Annotated in this window: 19 protein-coding genes, 1 tRNA gene and 1 pseudogene; 18 read left to right on the plus strand and 3 right to left on the minus strand. The window is 67.2% G+C overall.

From position 1 onward, the window contains the following. Positions 1 to 8: 8 nt before the first annotated feature. From D3874_RS00950 to copM, 7 genes and pseudogenes are all read left to right on the plus strand, one after another. Positions 9 to 3,613 (plus strand): annotated as a pseudogene (locus D3874_RS00950) (hydantoinase B/oxoprolinase family protein). After that, a complete protein-coding gene (locus D3874_RS00955) occupies positions 3,610 to 4,281 on the plus strand; it encodes an SDR family oxidoreductase (RefSeq protein ID WP_119775486.1) in 672 nt (223 codons plus the stop codon). The pseudogene D3874_RS00950 and the gene D3874_RS00955 overlap by 4 nt, the downstream one beginning before the upstream one ends. 361 nt (positions 4,282 to 4,642) lie before the next feature. Then, on the plus strand, positions 4,643 to 5,029 hold the full coding sequence (locus D3874_RS00960) for a COG4315 family predicted lipoprotein (protein WP_119775488.1): 387 nt from the start codon (positions 4,643 to 4,645) through the stop codon (positions 5,027 to 5,029). 71 nt (positions 5,030 to 5,100) lie between these two features. Continuing rightward, the gene (locus D3874_RS00965) at positions 5,101 to 5,610 is read left to right on the plus strand and encodes a sigma-70 family RNA polymerase sigma factor (protein WP_119775490.1); all 510 of its coding nucleotides are present in this window, start codon (positions 5,101 to 5,103) and stop codon (positions 5,608 to 5,610) included. Beyond that, positions 5,607 to 6,401, plus strand: a complete 795-nt coding sequence (locus tag D3874_RS00970; RefSeq protein WP_119775492.1) for an anti-sigma factor family protein — start codon at positions 5,607 to 5,609, stop codon at positions 6,399 to 6,401. Before D3874_RS00965 ends, D3874_RS00970 begins: the two co-directional genes overlap by 4 nt. Before the next feature lie 113 nt (positions 6,402 to 6,514). Further along, the gene (locus D3874_RS00975; RefSeq protein ID WP_119775495.1) at positions 6,515 to 7,903 is read left to right on the plus strand and encodes a YncE family protein; all 1,389 of its coding nucleotides are present in this window, start codon (positions 6,515 to 6,517) and stop codon (positions 7,901 to 7,903) included. After that, on the plus strand, positions 7,900 to 8,226 hold the full coding sequence (gene copM, locus D3874_RS00980) for a CopM family metallochaperone (RefSeq protein WP_233559780.1): 327 nt from the start codon (positions 7,900 to 7,902) through the stop codon (positions 8,224 to 8,226). The genes D3874_RS00975 and copM overlap by 4 nt, the downstream gene beginning before the upstream one ends. Positions 8,227 to 8,367: 141 nt before the next feature. Here the strand turns inward: copM and D3874_RS00985 are convergent, their stop codons facing one another. After that, complete coding sequence (locus D3874_RS00985; protein ID WP_119775497.1) at positions 8,368 to 9,060, minus strand: TetR/AcrR family transcriptional regulator; 693 nt, start codon at positions 9,058 to 9,060, stop codon at positions 8,368 to 8,370. A 108-nt stretch (positions 9,061 to 9,168) separates the two neighbouring features. Between D3874_RS00985 and D3874_RS00990 the strand changes: the two genes are divergently transcribed. The 6 genes from D3874_RS00990 (at position 9,169) to D3874_RS28990 (ending at position 13,582) form a co-directional block, all read left to right on the plus strand. Further along, entirely contained in the window at positions 9,169 to 9,924 is a 756-nt protein-coding gene (locus D3874_RS00990) for a Coq4 family protein (RefSeq protein ID WP_158595757.1), read from the plus strand. A 302-nt stretch (positions 9,925 to 10,226) separates the two neighbouring features. Beyond that, positions 10,227 to 11,192, plus strand: coding sequence for a hypothetical protein (locus D3874_RS00995; RefSeq protein ID WP_147385473.1), 966 nt, complete (start codon positions 10,227 to 10,229; stop codon positions 11,190 to 11,192). Positions 11,193 to 11,365: 173 nt separating this feature from the next. Continuing rightward, positions 11,366 to 12,031, plus strand: coding sequence for a dienelactone hydrolase family protein (locus D3874_RS01000; protein WP_199698867.1), 666 nt, complete (start codon positions 11,366 to 11,368; stop codon positions 12,029 to 12,031). A gap of 54 nt (positions 12,032 to 12,085) precedes the next feature. Continuing rightward, a tRNA-Arg gene (locus D3874_RS01005) sits at positions 12,086 to 12,162 on the plus strand. A gap of 200 nt (positions 12,163 to 12,362) precedes the next feature. Next, positions 12,363 to 12,932 carry an ATP-binding protein gene (locus D3874_RS28985; protein WP_199698868.1) on the plus strand — a complete coding sequence of 190 codons (570 nt, stop codon included), beginning with the start codon at positions 12,363 to 12,365 and terminating at the stop codon, positions 12,930 to 12,932. A gap of 56 nt (positions 12,933 to 12,988) precedes the next feature. Continuing rightward, entirely contained in the window at positions 12,989 to 13,582 is a 594-nt protein-coding gene (locus D3874_RS28990) for a DUF4143 domain-containing protein (RefSeq protein WP_233559781.1), read from the plus strand. A gap of 78 nt (positions 13,583 to 13,660) precedes the next feature. On the opposite strand, the gene D3874_RS31030 is transcribed toward D3874_RS28990, so the two are convergent. Then, on the minus strand, positions 13,661 to 13,789 hold the full coding sequence (locus tag D3874_RS31030; RefSeq protein ID WP_274380550.1) for a hypothetical protein: 129 nt from the start codon (positions 13,787 to 13,789) through the stop codon (positions 13,661 to 13,663). Between the two features lie 176 nt (positions 13,790 to 13,965). Here D3874_RS31030 and D3874_RS01015 point away from each other — a divergent pair, with 176 nt between their 5' ends. Both D3874_RS01015 and D3874_RS28995 read left to right on the plus strand, forming a co-directional pair. Beyond that, positions 13,966 to 14,349, plus strand: a complete 384-nt coding sequence (locus D3874_RS01015; protein ID WP_119775505.1) for a VOC family protein — start codon at positions 13,966 to 13,968, stop codon at positions 14,347 to 14,349. Positions 14,350 to 14,439: 90 nt separating this feature from the next. Continuing rightward, positions 14,440 to 15,222 (plus strand): thermonuclease family protein, encoded by a 783-nt coding sequence (locus D3874_RS28995; protein WP_199698869.1) that lies wholly within the window; start codon positions 14,440 to 14,442, stop codon positions 15,220 to 15,222. On the opposite strand, the gene D3874_RS01020 is transcribed toward D3874_RS28995, so the two are convergent. Further along, positions 15,219 to 16,118 carry a LysR family transcriptional regulator gene (locus D3874_RS01020; RefSeq protein ID WP_233559782.1) on the minus strand — a complete coding sequence of 300 codons (900 nt, stop codon included), beginning with the start codon at positions 16,116 to 16,118 and terminating at the stop codon, positions 15,219 to 15,221. The genes D3874_RS28995 and D3874_RS01020 overlap by 4 nt on opposite strands. A gap of 87 nt (positions 16,119 to 16,205) precedes the next feature. On the opposite strand from D3874_RS01020, the gene D3874_RS01025 reads away from it, so the two are divergent. The 3 genes from D3874_RS01025 to D3874_RS01035 are packed head-to-tail and all read left to right on the plus strand — an operon-like array spanning position 16,206 to position 18,986. Further along, positions 16,206 to 16,910 (plus strand): histidine phosphatase family protein, encoded by a 705-nt coding sequence (locus tag D3874_RS01025; protein WP_119775507.1) that lies wholly within the window; start codon positions 16,206 to 16,208, stop codon positions 16,908 to 16,910. A 15-nt stretch (positions 16,911 to 16,925) separates the two neighbouring features. Continuing rightward, complete coding sequence (locus tag D3874_RS01030) at positions 16,926 to 17,762, plus strand: SDR family NAD(P)-dependent oxidoreductase (RefSeq protein ID WP_119775510.1); 837 nt, start codon at positions 16,926 to 16,928, stop codon at positions 17,760 to 17,762. A gap of 18 nt (positions 17,763 to 17,780) precedes the next feature. Next, entirely contained in the window at positions 17,781 to 18,986 is a 1,206-nt protein-coding gene (locus D3874_RS01035; RefSeq protein ID WP_119775512.1) for an acyl-CoA dehydrogenase, read from the plus strand. Positions 18,987 to 19,048 lie beyond the last annotated feature (62 nt).

The raw sequence follows: 19,048 nt of genomic DNA on the forward strand, positions 1-19,048 counted from the left end.
GAGGACATATGCGCACCTGGGACTTCTGGATCGACCGTGGCGGTACCTTCACGGATATTGTGGCCCGCCGGCCCGACGGCGCCATCGTAACGGCCAAGCTGCTGTCGGAAAATCCCGAACAGTACGGGGATGCCGCGGTCGAAGGCGTGCGCCGCCTGCTGGGCCTCGATACCGGGGCCCCGGTCCCGCCGGACGCGGTCGATGCCGTCAAGATGGGCACCACGGTCGCGACCAATGCCCTGCTCGAGCGCAAGGGCGAACGGGTGCTGCTGGTCACCACCAGGGGCTTCAAAGACGCGCTGCGTATCGCCTACCAGAACCGGCCCAGGATCTTTGCCCGTCACATCGAATTGCCGGAACTGCTGCACGAATGCGTGGTCGAAGTCGACGAGCGCCTGTCGGCCGGCGGCGAGATCCTGGCGCCCCTCGACATCGAATCGGCGCGCCCGGGCTTGCAAGCCGCTTATGGAGGAGGCATTCGCGCCGTGGCCGTCGTCTTCATGCACGGCTATCGCTATCCCGATCACGAGCAGAAAATCGCGGCCCTGGCGCGCGAGATCGGCTTTACCCAGGTTTCGACCAGCCACCAGACCAGCCCCCTGATGAAACTGGTCGGGCGCGGCGATACCACCGTGGTCGACGCCTATCTGTCGCCGATCCTGCGGCGTTACGTCGACCAGGTGGCCGGTGCCCTCGGCGGCACCCGCCTGATGTTCATGCAATCGTCGGGCGGCCTGACCGATGCCCGCCTGTTCCAGGGCAAGGACGCGATCCTCTCGGGCCCTGCCGGCGGCGTGGTCGGCTGCGTGCGCACGGCCGCGGCGGTGGGCGAGGCCAAGATCATCGGCTTCGACATGGGCGGCACCTCGACCGATGTCTGCCACTACGCCGGCAGCTTCGAGCGCGCCTTCGAGACCCAGGTGGCCGGCGTGCGCCTGCGCGCGCCGATGATGGCGATTCACACGGTGGCGGCCGGCGGCGGCTCGATCCTGGGCTTTGACGGCAACCGCCTGCGCGTCGGCCCGGATTCGGCCGGCGCCAACCCCGGCCCCACCGCCTATCGCCGCGGCGGGCCGCTGGCGGTGACCGATGCCAATGTCCTGGTCGGCAAGGTGGTGCCGCAATATTTCCCGGCCGTGTTCGGCGCCCGGGCCGACCAGCCGCTGGACCGCGACGCGGTGGTTGCCGGGTTCGCCGACCTGGCGGCCCGGATCGCGGCGGCGACCGGCGTCGTCAAGTCGCCGGAATCGATTGCCGACGGTTACCTCGCCATCGCGGTCGAGAACATGGCCAATGCGATCAAGAAGATCTCGGTCCAGCGCGGCTATGACGTCACCGGCTATACCTTGCAGTGTTTCGGCGGCGCCGGCGGCCAGCATGCCTGCCTGGCGGCAGAGGCCTTGGGCATGAGCCGCGTCATGTTGCACCCGCTGGCCGGGCTGCTGTCGGCCTACGGCATGGGCCTGGCCGACATCGCGGCGACGCGCGAGGAGGCGGTCGAGGCGATTCTCGAAGACGATACCATCGCCCGCATCACCACCCGCTTTTCGGCCCTGGGTGCCAGCGCCGTGGCCGAGGTCGAGGCCCAGGGCGTCGCCTCGGCCGAGGTCGCCCTGGCACGGCGCACGCACCTGCGCTACGAGGGCACCGACACCGCCCTGATCGTCCCCCACGGGCCGATTCCGTCCCTGCGGGCGGATTTCGAAGCCGCGCACCGGGCGCGCTTCGGCTTCATCTCGGGCGAGCGGCGCCTGATCGTCGAGGCGATCTCGGTCGAGGCCACCGGCGGCGGTGCCCCGATCGAGGAGCCGCACCTGGGCACGCGCCCGCCGGGCGAGGCGGTACCGTTGCGCGATCGCTCGCGTTTCTTCTCCAAAGGCGCCTGGCACGATGCCACCGTGGTCGAGCGCAGTGCCCTGCTGGCGGGCGATGTCGTCGCCGGCCCGGCGATCCTGATCGAGGCGCACTCGACCGTGGTGGTCGAAGCCGGCTGGCAGGCCCGCATGGGCGAGACCGGCGTGCTGTTCCTGGACCGTACCGGCCGCGCCGAAGGCCGCCGGGCGGTGGGCACGGGGCGCGACCCGATCATGCTGGAGGTGTTCAACAACCTGTTCATGTCGATCGCCGAGCAGATGGGCCTGACCCTGGAGAAGACCGCCCATTCGGTGAATATCAAGGAACGGCTGGACTTCTCCTGCGCCGTGTTCGACGGCAAGGGCGGCCTGGTCGCCAATGCCCCGCACATGCCGGTGCACCTGGGCAGCATGTCGGAATCGGTCGAGACCGTGATCCGCGGCCATGGCCAGGCGATGAAGCCGGGCGACGCCTACATGCTGAACGCGCCCTACAACGGCGGCACCCACCTGCCCGACGTGACGGTGATCGCGCCCGTGTTCGATGCCGCGGGCCGCGAGGTAATCTTCTATGTCGCCGCGCGCGGCCACCAGGCCGATATCGGCGGCCTGACCCCGGGCTCGATGCCGCCCCATTCGTGCAATGTCCACGAGGAAGGCGTGCTGATCGACAATGTGCCGCTGGTCGCGGCCGGCCGCTTCCTCGAGGCGGAGGTTACCGCCCTGCTGTCCTCGGGCGCCTATCCCGCCCGCAACCCGGCCCAGAACGTGGCCGACCTGAAGGCCCAGATCGCCGCCTGCGAAAAGGGCGCGCAGGAATTGCTGGCCATGGTGAAGCAGTACGGGCTGGATGTCGTCCACGCCTATATGCGCCACGTCCAGGACAATGCGGCCGAGGCGGTGCGCCGGGTCATCGACCGGCTGCACGACGGCAGCTTCGCCTATGAGATGGACGACGGCGCGGTGATCAAGGTCGCGGTCACGGTCGACCGTGCCGCGCGCCGCGCCAAGGTCGATTTCGCCGGCACCTCGGCCCAACTGCCCAGCAACTTCAACGCCCCCTTCGCCGTGGTGAAGGCGGCGGTGCTCTATGTCTTCCGCACCCTGGTGGACGACGACATTCCGCTGAACCAGGGCTGCCTGGAACCGCTCGACATCGTCGCCCCGAGGGTTCGCTGCTGCGGCCCAATTTCCCCGCCGCGGTGGTGGCCGGCAATGTCGAGACCAGCCAGGTGATCACCGACGCGCTGTACGGCGCCCTGGGGGTCATGGCCGGCGCGCAGGGCACCATGAACAACCTGACCTTCGGCAACGACCGCCACCAGTATTACGAGACGATCTGCGGCGGGGCCGGGGCCGGGCCGGATTTCGACGGCTGCGACGCCGTCCACACCCACATGACCAATTCGCGCCTGACCGACCCTGAAATCCTGGAGTGGCGTTTCCCGGTCCTGGTCGAACGCTTCGAGATCCGCCGCGGCTCGGGCGGGCCTGGCCTGCATCGCGGCGGCGACGGGGCGATCCGCAGTTTGCGCTTCCGCGAGGACATGACCGCGGCCATCCTGTCGAACCGCCGGCGGGTGCCGCCCTTCGGGCTCGCCGGCGGGGCGCCGGGCAGCCTGGGCATCAACCGCCTGATCCGGGCCGACGGCACCGTCGAGTTGCTTGGGGCCTGTGCGCAGGTCAAGGTGGCGCCTGGCGACATATTCGAGATCGAGACGCCGGGCGGCGGCGGTTTCGGCGCGAGGGAGGCACCATGAGCAAGACCGTCCTGATCACCGGGGCCAGCCGCGGCCTGGGCCGCGCCCTGGTCGAGGCTTACGCCGCCGAGGGCTGGGCCGTGCATGCCGTGAGCCGCCGCGTGGGCGACCTCGAGGCAATCCCGAGCGTTACGGCGCACGAGATGGAGGTGACCGACCGGCGCTGCATCGCCACCCTGCGCACGCGCTTTGCCGAGAGCAAGCTGGACCTGTTGATCAATAACGCCGGCAATTGGGGTCCCACGGCACAAGATCTGGGGCCGATCGATCCGCAAGTCTGGCTGGAGACGCTGCGCATCAACACGTTGAGCCCCTACTACGTCAGCGAGGCGCTGCTCGACCCGCTGGCCCGCGCACGCGGCCTGATCGTGACGATCACCAGCAAGATGGGCTCGATCGGCGACAATGGCGTGGGCGGTGACTACATCTATCGCTCGTCCAAGGCGGCGGCGAACATGGTGGTGCGTTCGCTCGCGCGGGATGTGGCCTTGCGCGGCATTTCAGCGATCGCCCTGCACCCGGGTTGGGTACAAACGGACATGGGTGGCGCCCAGGCCCCGCTGACCATTGAAGAAAGTGTGAATGCGATGCGCCGCACCATTGGCCATGTCACTTCAAGAGACAGCGGCAAGTTCCTGAATTACGACGGCAATGAGCTTCCCTGGTAGGCCAAAGGCCTGTCGCGCCGCAGCAACGATTTGGGGTTTTCAAGCGAGGCGATTGGCGGAATCATTCCCCACCTCACCGAATAAGGGAAAAGGATGCGATGACAGCAAACCATCTCCTGACCGGTGTCGTCTTCACCTTTCTGATGGCGCTGGTCGTCGGACTCGTCTGAGCTCACGCTCACAGACTTCAGTCACACAGGCGCGAATGGTGAACACGGGGCGACCCCAATAAGGTCGCCCCGTTCCATTTCAGCGCCTTTGCCCCAACCACGCGCGCAAACGAAATCCGCAGGCCATTGGAATAGCGCGCCGTCGCCGGCGTCTCTCCTCGTGCATTCCGTAGCACAGAGGGAGAGTCCCAATGCCCAAGTCCATCATGCGTGCAATCGTCCTGGCCGCCGCCACCGTCATGGCCGGCGGCGTCGCCTATGCCGTCGAACCGGTGAAAGTGGCCCAGACCGACAAGGGCGACGCCCTGGTCGACGGCAAGGGCATGACCCTTTACATCTTCGACAAGGACAGCGACGGCAAGTCGGCCTGCTATGACAAATGCGCGACCAACTGGCCGCCGCTGGCAGCAGGCGACGATGCCGCCGGCGCGGGCGATTACACGATCGTCGTTCGCGATGGCGGCGCCAAACAGTGGGCCTACAAGGGCAAACCCCTCTACACTTGGGTGAAGGATGCCAAGCCGGGCGATACGACCGGCGATGGCGTCATGGGTGTCTGGCACATCGCCAAGCCCTGAGCGGCCCGGCGCGGCGCCGGCCCCGGGTCGGTGCCGCGCTTCCCCCGTCCGATGCAGCAGGATCAGGGCAGATGACGCAGGACGAGTTGGGCGCGCAGTTGGAGCAGCAGATCCCTGCGCTGCGCCGCTATGCCTTTGCCTTGGCGCGCGACCACAGGGCGGCCGACGACCTGGTGCAGGACTGCCTCGAGAAGGCCCTGTCGCGCTGGTATCTGCGGCGACCCGACGGCGATCTCAGGGCATGGCTCTTCACCATCCTGCGCAATCTCTACATCAATGCCTACCGGGCCAACCGGCGGCGCGGGGCCCATGTCTCGATCGACCACGTGCCGGCGCGGGCGACCCCGCCGGCCCAGGAAACGGGCCTCGAGGTCCGCGACGTTCTCGCCGCACTCGACCAGCTCCCGGAAGAGCAGAAGTCGCTGCTGCTGCTGATCGGCGTCGAGGACTTTTCCTATGACCAGGCGGCGAGCATGCTCGGCCTGCCGATCGGCACCGTCATGTCGCGACTGTCGAGAGCAAGGCAACGGCTTCGCACCATCATCGAGTCGGGGCGCCTCACGCTGCGGAGGGTGAAATGAACGACCAGCAGGCCCCCATTGGCGAGGACGATCTCCAGGCCTTCGTCGACGACCGCCTCGACGGGCCCCGCCTGGCGCTGGTGGAGGCCTATCTGCGCGATCACCGGGAGATCGCCGAACGCATCGCGGTCGAGCGTCAACAGCGCGCCGCCCTGCGCGAGCAGTTGCAGGCGAAATTTTCCGAGCCGATCCCCGCCCGGCTGCGCCTATCGAACCTTCGGGCGGCACGGCGCGATCGCTGGCGGGGCCGGGCGCGGGCCGCGGCGGCGGCCCTCGTCATCTTCTTTGCCGGGGCCGGCAGCGGCTGGCTCTCCCACCCCGGCCAACCCGTGGCCCCGGCCCTGCCGACGATGGCCATCGCGCAAGATGCCGCCGCCGCCTATCGGACCTTCGTCATGGAGGTTGCCCACCCGGTCGAGGTCAGGGCCTCAGACGAGGCGCACCTGCTGCAGTGGCTGTCGAAACGCCTGGGCCGGCCGCTGACCGCGCCGGACCTGAGCGCCCATGGTTACAGGCTGATGGGCGGACGCCTGCTGCCGGGCGGCAGTGGTGCGGCGGCGCAGCTCATGTATGACGATGCCAGCGGCAATCGGCTGACCCTCTACGTGGAAGCGGTCCAGGAAGGCGAAACCGCCTTCAGGTTCGCCCAGATGGGTGACGCGGCGACCTTTGCCTGGATCGATCAGGGCCTGGGCTTTGCCGTAACCTCCCGAGTGCAACGCGAAAGCCTGCTGCCGATCGCGGAGGCGATCTACCAGCAATTCGGCAGTGCCGGCGTACGCCACGGCTGAGCGGGAGGAATTTTCGGCGGGCGGGAATAGTCGAGCCTCCAAGGCGTCAATGATGCCAGCGGGTCCGGTCACCGGCGGCCGGGCCCGAGGTATCGTCAGAAGGAACGCCAAAGATGGTCGAGCACACACCCAAGGCTTCGCGCCGCGAGATACTGAAGGCGGGGGCCGCGGTTCTGGCCGCCGCATCGCTGCCGGCCGGCCGCCCCCTGGCACAGGCCGCCGCCGAGGACGGCGATGCCGAACAGGACCGGGTCTTCATCTGCAACGAGGATTCGAACACCCTCTCGGTCATCAATCCGCACGACAACACGGTCGAACCTTCGGTCAACCTGACCAGTTTCGACGAGGATCACCGCCCGCCGTTCAGGCTGGTGACCGGGGGTATCGTCGCAACCCACGCCGCGATGATCCAGAAGCCGCTTTATCGGGGTGCGATTTCCATCCACGGCGCGGTCCCCTCGCCCGACTCCCGCCTCATCGTCTCGACCGGCCGGGGCTCCAGCAACATCTACCTGACCGATACCGCGACCCGCACCCCGATCGGCAATGTGCCCAATCCCAACACCCGCGACGACGTGGTCCGTGACCGCCTGACCGACGGCGTCTTCGTCGGACGGGAGCCCCACGAGCCCACCTTCACCCGCACGGCCAAGGAAATCTGGGTGACCTTGCGCGGCAGCGACCACATCGCCGTGGTCGATGTCGAGAAGGCCGTGCTCGAGAGCCAGGGCGGGGCGCCGGGCAGCGCGATCCTCAGCCGCATTCCGACCCTGCCCGGCCCCGCGCACACCTGGTTCTCCAAGGACGGGACGACGGCGATCCTGTTGTCCCAGAAGGTGCCGATGATCCAGGTCTTCCGCGTCGGCTATGATGCAGGCGGTCACAGTTCCGCCGAGCTGGTCAGGAAGATCGACATCTCGGCGACCGACCCCTTCGGCTTCAGCCCGTTCCTGAAACTGTCGCCCGCGGGCGATGAAATGTGGCTCTCGCACAAGCTGGCCGACCGGGTCGCGGCGATCGCCCCGACCGGCGAGGCCGGCTACATCGACGTCGTCGACATGGGCAAGATGGCGCGGCCCAACCATGTCGAATTCGTCGAAAACGCCAACGGCAAGGTGCTCTACGCCAGCCAGGGCCGGGTCGACGACGGCGGCCCCGACGGCATCGCCGGCAGCCGCATCTCGATCATCGACCGCGCCGCCGCCCCGGGCCGGCGCAAGGTGGTCGCCAGCTTCTTCAGCGGCGGCCGCGAGGCCCACGGCCTGTGGACCGATCCGGCCAATGCCCGGCTCTATGTCGCGCACGAACAGGATGAACTGCCCGGCACCCCGCACGGCGGCCAGACCGTGTGCGCGGTGTTCGACGTGCGCGATCCCTTCGCGCCGAAACTGCTCGCCCGCATCCCGCTCGGCGAGCTGGCCCTGCCCTCGGGCGGCCTGCGCAACAAGAAGAGCATCAACCTGGTCTATGTCCGGCCCGGCGCACGGAGCGTCACGGCGTGACCGGCGATGCCGCCCCGGCGGCCTTCTACCCGGCCAACGACGCCGCCATGGCGCGCATGCACGCCGACATGCACCAGGGCCCACGCAGCGGCGACATCGACCGCGATTTCCTGGCGATGATGGTGCCGCACCACCAGGGCGCGGTCGACATGGCCGAACTGCTGCTGCGCTATGGCCGCGACCCCCTGGTCAGGCGCCTGGCCGAGGACATCATCGCCGGCCAGCGCGTCGAAATCGCGGCGATGCGAAACCGCCTGGCCTTCCTCTCGTCGGGCGGCGACGCCGGCGCCGAGTTTCCTGCCTTGACCGGCACGCGCGGGTGATATTGGGGCTGTTTCAAGAACGGCGCCTCGCACAGACGCCCTGCGTCCTTCGACAGGCTTGAGGCATGAGGGGACTCTTTTTGGCACAAAGATTTTCCTCATGGTGAGCCTGTCGAACCACGCAATACAGTGGTCCCAGCCCTACATCGGTTCGGGGCTGCCGGCCTCGGCCTTCTTTTCCAGCGCCTTGCGGTGGTAGTCGGCCATGTGCTGGTGGACCAGGGCGCCGAACCACTGGCGGAACTTGGCGCGATCGTCGGGCGTGTTGGGCAGGTGCGGGCCCTGGCGCAGGGCCTGGCCCATGATGCCCTCGCCGAAGGCGACCATGGCGACCAGGAAGACGATGTTCGCGGTATCGTCCTCGCCCGGCGCCTCGATGCCCTCGTCGGCATGGCGCCGCGCGCGGATGTGGTGGATCACCGCGATGATGTCGTTGATCATGCCGGGCGAGACGCCCTGCGTCTCCTCCCCCTGGGCCAGGGTGAGCCAGGCGGCCAGGCGGGCATAGCCGCGTTCGGCCAGCACCTCGAAGACCTTCTCCATCACCACCACCGGCTCGGGCACGATGCCGGCTTGGGTGTCGAGGGCGACCAGCAGGTCGAGGCGCAACTGTTCGGTGGCGCGCTCGGTCAGCGCCCGCACCAGGCCCTCGCGGCTTTCGAAGTGATGCAGGATCGCCGAATGGGACAGGCCGACATCGCGGCCGATGTCCTGCAGCCGGATCCCCTCCGGCCCCAGGCGCGACAGGCGCGACTCCGCCGCGTCGAGGATCTGGCGACGGGCCTCCTCGGATGTGCGCCGCACCCGCTTACCCCCGATCGACGAGACCGCCATCTATCACTTCTCCCATTGACAGGCCGCTACAGTGGATTATCTTATGAACAGTGTTGTTAGTAAGCCGTCTATCAGAATCCGGCAATGACAAAATTATGGAGGAATCCGATGGCTACGTCGCGTGTTGATACGAAACGCCGATATCGCCCGCTCGTCGCCCTCAAGGCGCTGCGCACCCTGCTGCGCGACAAGGAAGACACCAAGCAAGTGTTCACGATCGTCGACGCCCTGGGCGGCCCGGCCTTCGAGAAGATGTACAGGCGCTTCCGGACCCAGGCCAACGCCCTGGAAATCCTCGAACGGCCGCGGATGCTGTGCGACGTGCTGGGCGACCGCGCCTATCTCGGCAGCTTGCCCGAGGGCAGTCTGGGCCGCGACTACCTGGCCTTTGTCGAGCGCGAGCAGATCACCGCCGACGGCCTGGTGGCGGCCAGCGATGAGGGCTACCAGTCCGACCGTCAAACCCTCGATCCGCTGATGCGCCGCCTGGGCGAGCGGCTGCGCGACAGCCACGACCTCTATCACGTGCTGGGCCAATACGGCCGTGACGGCATGGGCGAGCTCAACGTGCTCGCATTCACCCATGGCGTGTCCGGCAACCCCGGCATCCTGCTCGTCGTCCTGGGCGGCATCCACAAGCTGCGCCAGGAATACCCCGAGCAGCGGACCCTGGCCATGGTCTATCAGTCGTGGCAACTGGGCCGCGCGGCCACCTTCCTGCCGGGTGCCGACTGGGAAGCGCTGCTGCCGGTCCAGACCGGCGAAGTCCGCCGCATGCTGGGCATCGGCACGCCGACGCTGTACCACGCCTCGGGCCTGAAGGATTCGGAAACGCCGCAAGGGGTGATGCCGGTCGCGGCCTGACCCAAAAAAAGCGGCCCGGCGCGGAGTATCTCGCCGGACCGCCCAAACCTGGGTCCTGTTCGATCGAAGCACCCTCCCCAGCGCGCTGTCGACCTATAAAGCTGTCAGCCTGTTTTTATTGTTGGCCTTCAGCTCATCCTCGGTGGCCGGTTTTTTTGGTCCACCAAGCTTCCTCCCGGTAGCGGCCTGCTCGCATTGTGATGCAGGCCTCTTTTCTTTTTGTTGTTGGAAGGCATCATGCCCTGATGTCGTCGCTTAATGCAACACTGGAAGTTACCGCACCTGCGTCTCGCACCCGCAGCATGGATCGCCTTGCCATGTTCGGCTCGGCGCTGCTGCATTTGCTGATCCTGCTGTTGCTGCTGCTGCAACTGCCCGACACCATGGAAGACGGCGCCGGCGGCATGGCCGTCGACATCGTCTTCGACATCCCCGGCGACGCCAGCAAGGGCGACGGCCACGACGCTGCGGTGGCGGCGGCCGCCGCGTCGGCCGAGCCGGCGCCGGCCGAACAGGCCCCGGTGGAGCCCGAGGTCGCGGCGGCACCGCCGCCCCCGCCGCCCGATCCCGTACCGGCCCCCGAACCGGTGGTGGAGAAGCCACCGCCACCCAAGCCGGTAACCCCGCCGAAACCCAAGCCGGCGCGGGCCAAGCCCGCACCGCAAAAACCCCCGACCCCGGCCAAGCCGGTCGAAGCGGCCACCGCCACGACGGGCACCGGCCAGGTCGCCGCCCCGGTCAGCACCGGCGAAGGCCGCGGCACCGCCGCCGGCGCCGAAGACCCCAATGCCGCCGCGGGCGATGTGGCCGGCGCCGGTGGCCCGGTGGGCAATGGCGTGCCCCGCGTCGCGTCGGGTACCGACCTGGGCGACGCCCAGGTGCGCGAGCGCCTGATCGGCAACACCCTGTCGGGCATGACGGGCAGCCGCGACGGCGCCCAGGGTCGCTATGATATTCCCTGGCAGGCCTATATCCGGCCGGACGGCACCCTGGTGGCCCGGATCACCCAGCCCCGTTCGGGCAACAAGGGCGAGGTTGTCCAGGCTACCGTTACCGAAGAAGGCACCTGGACGCTGGAGAACGGCATCATGTGCATCAAGTTCAAGAAGGAACTCAACGGTGCCAAGGACTGCTTCCGGGTGCAGGACGTCGCCAGTAAGATGGCCTTCTACTATCGCGATTGCCCCTACAGCGCCTCCGATCGGTGCAAGACCGGGCGCCTTGGCCAGTTCGGCGAAGTGAAGCGCGGCAACGCTTTCGGCCTGTAACCTGGCCCCTCTCAAGGGTAGAGTGGCGTGCGATTTGCGGAGGGGCTCATGAGCAAGGTTCCAGGCTTTGTAACCACCAGCTTCAGCCATGACGGTGCCAGTCGCGAGGTGTTCCGGGCCGGCAGCGGCCCGGCCGTCATCGTGATGTCCGAGATCCCGGGATCACGCCGCAGGTGGCGGGCTTTGCCCGGCGCCTGGTCGATGCCGGCTTCGCCGTCTACATGCCGCAATTGTTCGGCACGCCGATGAAGCGGATCACGCCCGGCTATGTGCTGAACTCCCTCGCCCGGGTCTGCGTCAGCCGGCAGTTCCGTGCCCTGGCGGCCAACGAGTCGAGCCCGATCCTCGACTGGCTGCGGGCCCTGGCGCGCCAGGCCCACCAGGACTGCGGCGGCAGGGGCGTGGGCGCCATCGGCATGTGCTTCACCGGCAATTTCGCCTTGGGGCTGATGCTGGATGCCCCGATCCTGGCCCCGGTCCTCTCGCAGCCCTCCCTGCCCTTCCCGATCGGCAAGGCGCGCAAGGGCGGCCTGCATGCCTCGCCTCGCGAGATCGCCGCCGCCCATGACAAGATCGAGCGCGAGGGCGCCCGCATCCTGGGCCTGCGCTTCAAGGGCGACCCGATGTGCCCGGGCGAGCGCTTTACCCGCCTGCGCGAGGAGTTCGGCGATGCCTTCGAAGGCATCGAGATCGCCGCCAAGCACGCCAACCCCAAGGCGCCCAAGCCGGCCCACAGCGTGCTGACCAACCACCTGATCGACGAGGCCGGCCAGCCCACCCGCGCCGCCCTGGACCGCACCATCGCCTTCCTCAACCAGCAGCTGAGGGTTGCGGCCTGAGGCCGGCGCCCGCCCGATTGACGCCGCCGGCCGTCACCCCTAAAAGAGGGCCGTGTCTCCGTAGCTCAGCAGGATAGAGCACAGGATTCCTAATCCTGGGGCCGTGGGTTCGAATCCCGCCGGGGACACCACACCGCCAAAAGCTGCCGTTGCCGCCGCCGGAACGGGTAGGGACGGGATTTTTCGGCCTGCTTCGCGGCTGCGCGATTGCGGCTCTCGCCTTCCGCCACGGCCTCTGTTCTATTCGCGGTTGGCCGATTTCCATTTATCATGTTGGAAACTTCCAATTATCATGCTGGATAATTCCAATCGGCGGGGATTCGGAGGCGGCATGTACGAACGGTTCGTGGAGCGGCGGGCGGCGGAGGCCCTTTCGGACACCCCGGTGGTCCTGGTCGTGGGGCCGCGCCGGGCCGGCAAGACCACACTTGTCCGGAAGATGGGAGGGCCAGGCCGGACCTATGTCACGCTCGACGACCAGACGGCACTCGATGCCGCACGGTCCGATCCAGTCGGCTTCATTCGAGGCCTCGACCGGGCCATCATCGACGAGATCCAGCGCGTTCCCGACCTGCTGCTGGCGATCAAGAAGACGGTCGATGAGGACTACCGCCCCGGCCGCTTCCTGCTGACTGGTTCCGCCAATGTGCTCACCCTGCCCCGCGTCGCCGACAGCTTGGCGGGCCGAATGGAAACCATCCAGATGCTGCCGCTGGCCCGGGCGGAAGTGGAAGGAACGACAACGACCTTCCTGGAGCGCTTATTCGCGGGCAAGCTGCGGGGTGATCCGGGAGCGATCACTGGGGATGATCTGGTCAAACTCGTACTCCTCGGGGCTTTCCCGAGGCCATCAGCCGGGAAAGCGAGCGGCGGCGCCAGGATTGGGCACGCTCGTACCTGACGTCGATTCTGACCCGCGACCTGAGAGACATCGCCGAGATCGAGAAACTGACGGAGTTGCCGAAATTCGTCCGCCTTCTGGCCGAGCATTCGGGCCAGTTGGTCAACTATTCACAGTTCGGCTCCAGCATAAACGTCAGCCACAAGACGGGGCAGCGCTATGTCGGGCTGCTGGAGCAGGTGTTCCTGATCGCGACGGTGCAGCCCTGGTTCACCAATGCGCTGAAGCGGATCGCCAAGACGCCGAAGCTGCATTTTCTCGATTCCGGCATACTGGCCACGGCACGAGGACTGACCCTCGACCGGGTGAGGGGCGACCGCAGTACCTTCGGATCGCTCCTGGAAAGCTTCGTGTTCTCCGAGGTATCCAAACTTATGACGGGCGCCGATTCACGGCTGAGGCTTTATCATTTCCGCGATCAGCAACTGAACGAGGTTGACCTTTTGTTGGAGCGCGACGACGGGATGATCGCGGGGATCGAGGTGAAGGCGAGCGCCACCGTGAGATCCAGCGACTTCGCTGGGCTCAGGACGTTGGCCGGCGCTTGCGGCAATCGCTTTGCCTTTGGCGCCGTCCTCTATGACGGCCCGGACCTTGTCCCCTTTGGCGACAAACTTGCGGCGGCCCCAATATCAACTTTATGGAGCTGACGAAAATTTGCGCTCATCGAGCGGCAAAGCACCGGTTCTCGCCTTTACCCATTTTGGCGAACCATGCCACCGAAACGCTCAGTTCCACCGCCGCCCGTCCAGGCGATAGAGGTGCTTCACCGGTTGCCGCGTCGCGCGCAGGACGATCGCCTTGAGCAGGGCGAGGGTGATTGCCGCCGCGGCGAAGATCAGAAGAAACTTTGTCATCATCGTCACTCCCTTGCCGAGGGTGGCCAGGGCGCGGGCGCCACGGCCGTCATGAGAGCATTGTCGGCCGGAATTACTGACGATTGATGAAGAACAGACCGCGGCAAGCGGGATTGAATTTGCCCGTGGTTGGGCCAACGTAGAAGGCATCGGCAGAACGAAATCCGGGTGCCATCATGGGCGTCGCGCTCAACCACACCATCGTCTGGTGCAACGACCAGCAAAAATCGGCCGATTTCCTGACCGGGATCCTGGGCCTGCCGCCGGCCCGGCGCTTCTTTCATTTCCTGGTGGTCGACCTCGACAACGGGGTTTCCCTCGATTTCTACCAGATCGAGGGCGAGATCCGCCTCCAGCACTATGCCTTCCTCATCGGCGAAGACGATTTCGATGCCATCTACGCGCGGGTTCTCGCCCGCGGCCTCGACTATTGGGCCGACCCGATGCGCCAGCGGCCCAAGGAAATCAGCCACAATGACGGCGGCCGGGGCTTCTACTTCGACGATCCCGACGGCCACTTCCTCGAAGTCCTCACCCGGCCCTACGGCAGCGGGGGCTGACGGTAAGCTGGGTCGGACTGGCGCCAGAATGGCGCTAGTGATCGACCTCGAACCTCGACGAGCGGGGGAAGCCTCGGGCATGCTTTGGCCATGAACCGTGGTTTCGTGGCAGTACTGGGCATTGTGACGGCGCTGTCGGCAACCGCGGCGGCGCAGGATGCCGTGCCCGGCGCGCCGCAGATCCTGTCGCCCCAGCCCCCCGCCCCGCAACTCCAGGCACCACCGATGCCGGCAACGCCGGTGCCGCCGCCGACCACGCCGGATGCGGCGGTCGCTATCAAGCCGCCGTTGGAAACGCTGCAGGGCGACGCCATCGCCATCGACGGCTTCACCATCGACATGGGCGAGATCGCGGGCGCGCGCCGGCGCTTGCGCCTGATCTCGATCGATGCGCCCGAACTGGTGACCCCGGCGGGGATCAATGCCCGCCGCGTGCTCGACGATCTCCTGGCCAAGGGACCGGTCGAGTGCACTTTGACCGGCGACCGCCTGTATCAGCGCGAGATCGCCCGCTGCAACGGCGCCGACGGCAAGGACCTGGGCGAGGCGCTGCTGCGCACCGGGGTGGTGACCACCGCCCGCCATTCCATGGTCGGCCAGCCCTGGGCCGCGGCCTATATCGCGGCCGAGCACGCGGGCCTGGATGCCCGCCGGGCAGCAGCCGCTGCCGTGCCGGCCGCCGCCGCGGCGGCCGCCTCGGCGGCAGCGCGTGAGACCCCCGTTTCGGTGGTCGTGACCGCGCCGCAGGCGCCGCCGCTGTCGTTCTGGGACCGCAACACCCGGAGCGAGGTACTGGCCGCCTGGGCGCAGGCGATCGGCACCATCGCCGCCGTTTTCGGCATCGGCTTCGTCGCCGCGCGCCAGCGCCGCTAGCTCAGGACATGCTGGATCTGCGCCCGCAGCCAGCGGTTGGCGGGATCGTTTTCGACATTGGCGTGCCAATAGAGATAGGCGTCCAGCCCTGGTGACTCCAAGGGGAACGGCAGGATCTGGTTGCCGAACTGCTCGTTGGCGATGCGGGCATAGTGCTCGGCCATGGTCAGGGCCATATCGGTCTGACTGACCGCCCGGCAGCCGGCGAAGAAGTGCTGGCAGCGCAGCCTGATGTGCCGGCTGAGGCCCAGCCTGGCCAGTTCGATATCCTCCATCCCCGGCCCCGTGGTGCGCGCGCTGACCTGGATATGGTCGAGCGCCAGATAGCTGTCCAGATCGATGCTGCCCTGGATCGCCGGATGGTCCTGGCGCACCAGGACGACGAAGTCGTCGTCGATCACCCGCACCCGCTGAATGTAGTCGGGCGGCGCCAGCCAGATGTCGAGTGCGGCATCGAGCCGGCCGGAAGCCAGTTCCCCCTCCAGCACCCGGCGCTCGACGTGGATCGCGGCGATGTCGATGGCCGGCGCCAGTTCGCTGAGCCGCTTCATCAGCGGCGGCAGGGCGCGGGCCTCGAGAAAATCACGCACGCCGATGACGAAGCGGCGCCGCGAGGTGGCGGGATCGAAATGCTCGACCTCCGCCAGGGCGATCTCGATCCCGCGCAGGGATTGCCGCACCGGGCCGATCAGGTTGCGGGCAAAAGGCGTGGGGGTAAGGTTGCGGCCGTCGCGCACGAACAGCGGGTCGCCAAAGACATCGCGCAGGCGGCCCAGGGCATGGCTGACCGCCGGCTGGGTCAGGTTCAGCTTGTGGCTGGCCTTGGTGATGCCGCCCTCGGCAAAGATCGCGTCGAGCACCACCAGCAGATTCAGGTCGATCCGGCTTATATGCATGATGCTTATGTATCCCGCACTCGAACATTCATTAGACGCAAGATACGGCGCGCTTAGTCTGTCGGCAACAAAAGGGAGGTTGCCGGCATGGGAGAGGTCTATCTGGTTCGGCATGGCCAGGCGTCGTTCGGCGCCGCGGACTACGACCAGCTGTCCGACCTCGGCCATGCCCAGGCCCGGCACCTCGGCGCCTGGTTCGGCGATTGCGGCCTGCACTTCGGCCGGGTGGTCACCGGCAGCCTGCGCCGCCACAAGGAAACCGCCGCCGGCGTGCTGGAGACCCTGCCCGCCCCGCTGGCGCCGCCGCAGCCCGAAATCGACGTGGGCTTCAATGAATACGACCACACCGAAATCCTGACCCGCCACTGTCCGGCCCTGGCCGACCCGGCGGAGACCAAGCTCATCCTGGCCAAGGCCAGCAGCCCGGGCCGCGCCGTGCAGCGGATCTTCACCGAGGCCATGCAGCGCTGGCTGAGCAGCCGCCACGATGATGATTACACCGAGAGCTGGAACGCGTTCCGTGGCCGCTGCCTGAAGGCCTTGTGGCGCCTGGCGGAGAATGCGGGCGAGGCCCGCCGCATCGTCGTCTTCACCTCAGGCGGGCCGATCGCGGCGATCTGCCAGTCGCTGCTGGACCTGCCCGACCACCGCATGATCGAGCTCAACCAGTCGATCGTGAACAGCGCGGTGACCAAGCTCCTGTGCCAGCCCGGCCGGGTCAGCCTCAGCTATCTCAACAATTTCGCCCATCTCGAACGCGCCGGCTCGCCCGACGCCATCAGCTATCGCTAAGGCCAGGAGAACGACGTGCAGGAACTGGCGGGCAAGGTTGCGGTCATCACGGGGGCGGCCAGCGGTTTCGGCCGCGAATTGGCGATTTTATGCGCGGAAGCCGACATGAAGCTGGTGCTGGCCGATCGCAACGAGGCCGGCATGGCCACGACCGTCGAGATGCTGCCCAGCCCCCACGTGCCGGTGCTCGCCGTGACGTGCGACGTCTCCCGCCCGCAGGACCTGGAAAACCTGGCCGAGCGGACCTGGGAGAAATTCGGCGCCGCCCACCTTCTGTTCAACAACGCCGGCATCGCCGTGGCCGGGCCGACCTGGACCACCACGCTGGACGAATGGAAATGGGTGCTGGACGTCAACCTGATGGGCGTCGTCCACGGCATCCGCAGCTTCGTGCCCCGCATGCTGGCGCAAGGGGGCGAGGCCCATGTGGTCAACACCGCTTCCGCCGCCGGGCTGGTGTCGCCCAAGGGCTCCAGCGTCTATTGCGTCAGCAAGCATGGCGTCGTCACCCTGTCGGAATGCCTGTACCACGAGCTGCGCGAGGCTGAATCCTCGATCGGCGTCTCGGTCCTGTGCCCGGCCTTCGTCGACACCGGCATCGCCCATTCCGACCAGACGCGGCCCGAAGGCACTGCCGCCAATCCGCTGTCGCAGCGCTATGCCGAACAGGTCCGCCGCGCCACCAAGGCCGGCAAGCTGAGTGCCGCCGACGTCGCCCGCATCACCCTGGAAGGCGTGCGCGCCGGCCGCTTCTACATCCTGCCCCACAAGGCCATCAAACGCGCGATCGAGACCCGGATGCAGGACATCCTGGAAGACCGCGTGCCCACCGACACCACGCCCCGCCCCTGATTGAACCGGAGAGATCCCATGAATTTCGAATATTCGGCCAAGGTCCAGGACCTGATGGAGCGCGTCAGCAGCTTCATGGACCGTCACGTCTACCCCAACGAGCACGTCTTCGAGGAACAGGTGAACGAGGGCAGCCGCTGGGAGCCCACGCGCATCATCGAGGAGCTGAAGGAAAAGGCCAAGGCCGAGGGCCTGTGGAACCTGTTCCTGCCCGAAAGCGAGCTGGGCGCCGGCCTCACCAACCTCGAATACGCGCCCTTGTGCGAGATCATGGGCCGCGTCGTGTGGTCGCCGGAAGTGTTCAACTGCTCGGCGCCCGACACCGGCAACATGGAAGTGCTGGCGCGCTATGGCACCGCGGAACAGAAGGAGCAGTGGCTGAAGCCCTTGCTGGAGGGAAAAATCCGCTCGTGCTTCGCCATGACCGAGCCCGACGTCGCCTCGTCGGATGCGACCAACATCGAAAGCTCGATTCAGCGCCAGGGCGATACTTACGTCATCAACGGCCGCAAGTGGTGGTCGTCGGGCGCTAACGATCCGCGCTGCAAGGTCTTCATCTTCATGGGCAAGACCGACCCGCGCAACCCCAACCGTCACGCCCAGCAGTCGATGATCATCGTGCCGCGCGAGACCGCCGGCGTGAAGATCCTGCGCCACCTGCCGGTGTTCGGCTATGACGATGCCCCGCACGGCCATGGCGAGGTGCTGTTCGAGAATGTCCGCGTGCCCTTGTCCAACATGCTGCTGGGCGAAGGCCGCGGCTTCGAGATCGCCCAAGGGCGCCTGGGGCCTGGCCGCATCCACCACTGCATGCGCCTGATCGGCCTGGCCGAGCGGGCGCTGGAGCGGATGTGCAAACGGGCGAAGAGCCGCATCGCCTTCGGCAAGACCGTGGCCGAGCAGACCGTGACCCTGGAGCGTATCGCCGAGTCCCGCATCCTGATCGACCAGGCGCGTTACCTGGTGCTGGCGGCGGCCGACAAGATGGACCGCTTCGGCAACAAGGTGGCGGCCAAGGAAATCGCCATGATCAAGGTGGCTGCCCCCAACATGGCCTGCAAGGTCATCGACTGGGCGATCCAGGTCCATGGCGGCGGCGGCGTCAGCAACGACTTCGGCCTGGCCTATGCCTATGCCGGCGCCCGCACCCTGCGCCTGGCCGACGGCCCGGACGAGGTGCACCGCAACCAGATCGGCAAGATGGAACTGAAACGCGTGCAGTAACAAGCGTGCCCTCTCCGCCGCTTGCGGGGGAGAGGGAGGGGACCCGGCGCGTCAGCGACGGG

The organism is Oleomonas cavernae, from assembly GCF_003590945.1.
GTDB lineage: Bacteria > Pseudomonadota > Alphaproteobacteria > Zavarziniales > Zavarziniaceae > Zavarzinia > Zavarzinia cavernae.

Excerpts from the sequence above, each read along its gene's own strand:
- D3874_RS00990 (WP_158595757.1), top strand. The coding sequence starts at position 9,169 with ATGGCTACGTCGCGTGTTGATACGAAACGCCGATATCGCCCGCTCGTC.
- D3874_RS01035 (WP_119775512.1), top strand. The coding sequence starts at position 17,781 with ATGAATTTCGAATATTCGGCCAAGGTCCAGGACCTGATGGAGCGCGTC.
- D3874_RS00995 (WP_147385473.1), top strand. The coding sequence starts at position 10,227 with ATGGATCGCCTTGCCATGTTCGGCTCGGCGCTGCTGCATTTGCTGATC.
- D3874_RS00970 (WP_119775492.1), top strand. The coding sequence starts at position 5,607 with ATGAACGACCAGCAGGCCCCCATTGGCGAGGACGATCTCCAGGCCTTC.
- D3874_RS01025 (WP_119775507.1), top strand. The coding sequence starts at position 16,206 with ATGGGAGAGGTCTATCTGGTTCGGCATGGCCAGGCGTCGTTCGGCGCC.
- D3874_RS00975 (WP_119775495.1), top strand. The coding sequence starts at position 6,515 with ATGGTCGAGCACACACCCAAGGCTTCGCGCCGCGAGATACTGAAGGCG.
- D3874_RS00960 (WP_119775488.1), top strand. The coding sequence starts at position 4,643 with ATGCCCAAGTCCATCATGCGTGCAATCGTCCTGGCCGCCGCCACCGTC.
- D3874_RS01015 (WP_119775505.1), top strand. The coding sequence starts at position 13,966 with ATGGGCGTCGCGCTCAACCACACCATCGTCTGGTGCAACGACCAGCAA.
- D3874_RS00965 (WP_119775490.1), top strand. The coding sequence starts at position 5,101 with ATGACGCAGGACGAGTTGGGCGCGCAGTTGGAGCAGCAGATCCCTGCG.
- D3874_RS00985 (WP_119775497.1), bottom strand. The coding sequence starts at position 9,060 with ATGGCGGTCTCGTCGATCGGGGGTAAGCGGGTGCGGCGCACATCCGAG.
- D3874_RS28995 (WP_199698869.1), top strand. The coding sequence starts at position 14,440 with ATGAACCGTGGTTTCGTGGCAGTACTGGGCATTGTGACGGCGCTGTCG.
- D3874_RS31030 (WP_274380550.1), bottom strand. The coding sequence starts at position 13,789 with ATGACAAAGTTTCTTCTGATCTTCGCCGCGGCGGCAATCACCCTCGCC.
- D3874_RS28985 (WP_199698868.1), top strand. The coding sequence starts at position 12,363 with ATGTACGAACGGTTCGTGGAGCGGCGGGCGGCGGAGGCCCTTTCGGAC.
- D3874_RS01020 (WP_233559782.1), bottom strand. The coding sequence starts at position 16,118 with ATGCATATAAGCCGGATCGACCTGAATCTGCTGGTGGTGCTCGACGCG.
- D3874_RS00955 (WP_119775486.1), top strand. The coding sequence starts at position 3,610 with ATGAGCAAGACCGTCCTGATCACCGGGGCCAGCCGCGGCCTGGGCCGC.